The organism is Mycobacterium sp. UM_Kg27 (assembly GCF_000972905.1).
Taxonomy (GTDB): Bacteria; Actinomycetota; Actinomycetes; order Mycobacteriales; family Mycobacteriaceae; genus Mycobacterium.
This window is the reverse complement of record NZ_JRMM01000207.1, coordinates 1-4,856: the sequence shown is the minus strand read 5'-3', so window position 1 is coordinate 4,856 and position 4,856 is coordinate 1. Positions and strand designations below refer to the sequence as shown.

The following is a 4,856-nucleotide window of genomic DNA, read 5'->3' as shown; positions in this document are numbered from 1 at the left end:
ATAAGAGACAGGCCGGTGGCGCTGGCGGTAACGCGGCCGACGGTGCCAATGGCGCTGACGCTGCTGCGGGTAGCGGCAACAACGGTGGTGACGGTGGCGACGCGAGCGGCACGGCCGGTACCGGTGGTGACGGTGGCGCCGGTGGTGCCGGTGGTGCCGGCGGTACCTCGGCGAAGGGCCTGGCCGGTGTCCACGGTGTCGGTGGTATCGGCGGCGACGGTGGCGCCGGTGGCGCGGCGGGCAACGGTGGTACCGGTGGTGCCGGTGCCGGCGGTGGCCTGGGCGCAGCAGCCGGTAACGGTGGCAATGGCGGTAACTCCACCTCGGTGGCCGGGCAGGGCGGTAACGCCGGTGCCGGTGGCTCCAGCGGTGGCGCAACCTACGCGGCCGACGGTGCCGCGGGTGTGGCGGGTTCGGCCGGCAACGGTGGCGATGGTGGCGCCGGTGGCGACGGCCAGGTCCTCGGCGACGGCACGGTCCAGGTCGGCGGTGCCGGCGGCAACGGCGGCAACGCCGGTGACGTCGGTAACGGTGGTAACGGCGGTAACGGTGGCCAGGGCGCGACGGGCCAGACCGGTTCCACGGACCTCAACGGCAACGGCCTGTCCGGTGGTACCGGCGCTGCCGGTGGCGCGGGTGGCGTCGGTGGCGCCGGTGGTGCGCTCGCGGGCAACGGCGGTAACGGCGGCGCTGGCGGCGTAGGCGGTACCGGTGGTACCGGCGGTAAGGGCTACGACGGCGAGAACGGAATCGACGCGGCTGCGGGCAGCGGCGGCAACGGTACCGACGGTGTCAACGCCGGTAACGGTGGAACCGGTGGCACCGGCGGTGTCGGCGGCCAGGGTGGTGCCGGGGGCACCGCGGCCGCGGGCAACGCGGGCGTCCAGGGTGACGGTGGCGCGGGTGGTCTCGGCGGCGCGGCCGGTGACGCCGGTAACGGTGGTAACGGTGGCGCGGGCGCGGGCGGCGGCAACGGCGCCACGGCCGGCTTCGGCGGTAAGGGCGGCGACGGCGGTAACCGCGGCACCGCTGGTGCCGGCGGCGCCGGTGGTTGGAACGCCGACAACACCTCTCAGGCTGCTACCGGTGCCACCGGGGCGGCCGGTGGTGGCGGCAACGGCGGCGCGGGCGGTAAGGGCGGTGACGGCGAGCTGCTCGGTGGCATCGTCGCGCAGGCCGGTGGCGCCGGTGGTAACGGCGGTGCGGCCGGCAACGACGGCGAAGGTGGTGCGGGCGGCGACGGCGGTGCCGGCGCATCCGGTGCCCACGGCACCACGGTCGTCATCGACGGCACTGCCGGCGGTGACGGAGCCTCTGGCGGTCACGGTGGTACCGGCGGCGCCGGTGGCGCGAACTCCGGCAACGGTGGTGCCGGCGGTGCCGGCGGCCAGGGCGGCACCGGTGGTAACGGTGGCGCGGCCGACGATGGCTACGTGCTCGACGGCGCGGGCGGCAATGGTGGTGCCGCAGGCGCCGGTGGCGCGGGCGGCAATGGTGGCTCCGGTGGCATCTCCCCGACGGCTACCGGCGGTGCCGGTGGCGCGGCAGGCAGCGGTGGCGACGCCGGTATCGCTGCGGTCGGCGGCCAGGGCACTGGCGGCGGCGGCGGCACCAACGCGGGCGCCGGTGGTAACGGTGGTGACGGCGCCAACGGTGGCAAGGCCGGCAATGCCGGAGTCGGTGGCATCGGTGTGGTAGGCGGAAACGCCGGCGCCGTGGGTACCGATGGTGTCAACGCTGACGGCGCCGACGGCGGCCGCGGTGGCGATGGCTACGGCGCGATCACCGGTTTGGACGTAGGCCAGGGCGGTGGCAACGGCGGCCAGGGCGGTAACGCCGCCGCGGTCGGCAACGGCGGCCACGGCGGCACTGGTGGCGCCGGCGCGACCATCGACGGCGTGACCGACCTTCTCACCGGTAACGGCACCGACGGGTTCGTCGGCGGCGCCGGTGGCAACGGCGGCCAGGGCGGCGCCGGTGGTAGCACGTCGGGCAACGGTGGCGATGGTGGCTTCGGCGGTGTCGGCGCCCAGGGTGGCGCCGGTGGCGCGGGTGCGGACGCCACGGTGGCCGACACCGACGGTGGCAACGGTGGCAATGCCGGCGCCGGCGGCGTGGGCGGTAACGGCGGCCAGGGTGGCTCCGCCACCAACGGCATCGGTGGCAACGGCGGCAACGCCGGCATCGGCGGCAACGGCGGCGTCGGCGGCGTCGGCGGCACGGGCCTCGGCGGCGGCGGCGCGGCGAACGCGGGTAACGGCGGTAACGGCGGTAGCGGTGCGCTCGGCGCCGCAGCGGGCCAGATCGGTCTCGGCGGTACCGGCACCACTAACGGCGCGAATGGCTCCGCTCGTCCGGACGGCATCGCCAGCGACGGCGGCATCGGCGGCCAGGGCGGCGCCGGCGTGGGCCTGTCCGGCGGGGTCGGCCAGGGCGGCGGTAACGGTGGCGTTGGTGGTAGCGCGGCCGCGATCGGCAACGGCGGCGCCGGTGGTGCGGGTGGCGTCGGTGCCACCGTCGACGGCATCACCGCTGTTGACGGCCACGGCACCAACGGCTACGTCGGCGGCGTCGGTGGTAACGGCGGTACCGGTGGTCTCGGCGGAACCACCTCCGGCAACGGCGGCGCCGGTGGTGTCGGTGGCGCCGGCGGTAAGGGTGGTGCCGGTGGTGCGGGCGCTGACGCGATCCTCGCCGACACCGCGGGCGGTAACGGCGGTAACGCCGCGGCCGGTGGTGCCGGCGGTGCCGGTGGTACGGGCGGTGAAGCCACCGCAGGTGTCGGTGGTGTCGGTGGTGACGCCGGTGCCGGTGGCGACGGTGGCGCCGGTGGTGTCGGCGGTACCGGCTTGGGCGGCGGCGGCGGAGCCAACGCCGGCGCCGGCGGCAACGGTGGTAACGGTGCCGACGGTGCCGCGGCCGGCACCGCGGGTGTCGGCGGTGTCGGCAGCGACGGTAACGGCGCGTCCGGCAACGGTGCTGCGGCCGGTTTGGGCACCGACGGTGGCGCCGGCGGTAACGGCGGTGTCGGTCTCGGTGTGATCGGCGCCAGCGACATCGGCCAGGGCGGCGGCGCTGGTGGCCAGGGTGGCAACGCGGCGACGGCCGGCAACGGTGGTGCCGGTGGTGCCGGTGGTGCCGGCGCAGAAGGCGCAGCCGGTATCACCGCGATCGACGGCAACGGCACCAACGGCACCCACGGCGGTGTCGGTGGTTCCGGTGGTGTGGGTGGCCAGGGCGGAACTGCCGCCGGCAACGGCGGCGCCGGTGGTGTCGGTGGCGCTGGTGGTGCCGGTGGCAACGCGGGCCACGGCGCCAATGGCACCAGCGGCCCGGTGGTCACCGCGGGTAGCGGAGCGTCCGGCGCCGACGGCACCGACGGTGGTGACGGTGGTGTCGGTGGCAACGGTGGAGCCGGTGGCAACGGTGGCGCCGGGGGTAGCGCGAGCAACGGTGCGGCCGGTACCGAAGGCGCCGGTGGCGTCGGTGGTAACGCCGGTAACGCCGGTAACGCCGGTAACGGTGGCCGCGGTGCGGACGGCGCCGGCGGCGGCAGCGGCTCGGTTGCGGGCTCCGGCGGCAACGGTGGCAACGGTGGTGACCGTGGCTCGGCGGGCACGGCGGGTGTGGGCGGCTGGAACGCCTCCAACACCAGTCAGGCAGCCGGCGGCAGCGCGGGCGCCGCGGCCACGGGCGGCAACGGTGGGGCCGGCGGTAAGGGCGGCACCGGTGTGCTCCTCGGTGACGGCACCGCACAGATCGGTGGCGCCGGTGGCCACGGCGGTGACGCCGGAACCATCGGCAACGGCGGTGCGGGCGGCAACGGTGGTGCCGGCGCATCCGGTGCGGTCGGATCGGTTGCCACGGCCAACGGTGGAACCGGCGGCAACGGTGCGGCCGGTGGTAACGCCGGTAGCGGCGGTAAGGGCGGCTCGATCTCCGGTAACGGCGGTCTGGGCGGCGTCGGTGGCGCCGGCGGCAACGGTGGTGCTGGTGGCGCCGGCATCGAGGGCCTGGCGGGTGCGGATGCCGCCGCGGGCTCGGGTGGCAACGGTGGCGACGGCACCAACGGTGGCAACGGCGGTAACGGTGGTGTCGGTGGAGCCGGCGGTAACGGCGGTGCCGGTGGCACCGCGACCAACGGCACTGCGGGCCTCAACGGCAGCGGCGGCATCGGCGGTAACGGTGGAGCCTCCGGTACCGCAGGCACCGGTGGGCACGGTGGTGCGGGCGCCGGCGGCGGAGCCAACGACATTGCCGGGCACGGCGGTAACGGTGGCGCCGGCGGTGACCGCGGCGTCGGTGGTGCCGCGGGCAAGGGCGGCCTGAACGGTGACGGCGTCACCTACCGTTCGGACGGTGCAATCGGTGCCGACGGCGGCGGCGGCAACGGCGGTAACGGTGGCGCCGGTGGCATCGGCCAGCTGCTCGCCGACGGCGTGACCGGCCAGGCCGGTGGCTACGGCGGTAACGGTGGTGCGGCTGGCACGATCGGCACCGGTGGTGCCGGTGGCGCTGGTGGACACGGTGGCAACGGCGTTGTGGGCTTCACCGGTGGCGACGGCAACGGGACCCTCGGCGGCAACGGTGGCTTCGGTGGTGCCGGTGGTAACGGCGGCACCGGCGGCACCATCTCCGGCGCCGGTGGTGTCGGTGGTGCCGGCGGTACGGGCGGCAGCGGCGGTAACGGCGGCAACGGTGTTGTCGGGGCAGCCGGCGACCTCGGCGGCAACGGTGGCCAGGGCGGTAACGCAGCCGCCGGTGGTGCCGGTGGTATCGGCGGTAACGCGGCCAACGGCGCAGGTGGCGTGGGCGGCGCCGGCGGTAACGCCGGTGCCGCTGTCTCTTATACACAT

1 protein-coding gene is annotated in these 4,856 nt (G+C 75.8%); it reads left to right on the top strand.

The genetic code is table 11. The features are described from left to right. The coding region (locus LI94_RS25140; RefSeq protein WP_192831011.1) for a PE family protein at positions 1–4,856 on the top strand (4,856 nt) is incomplete at both ends.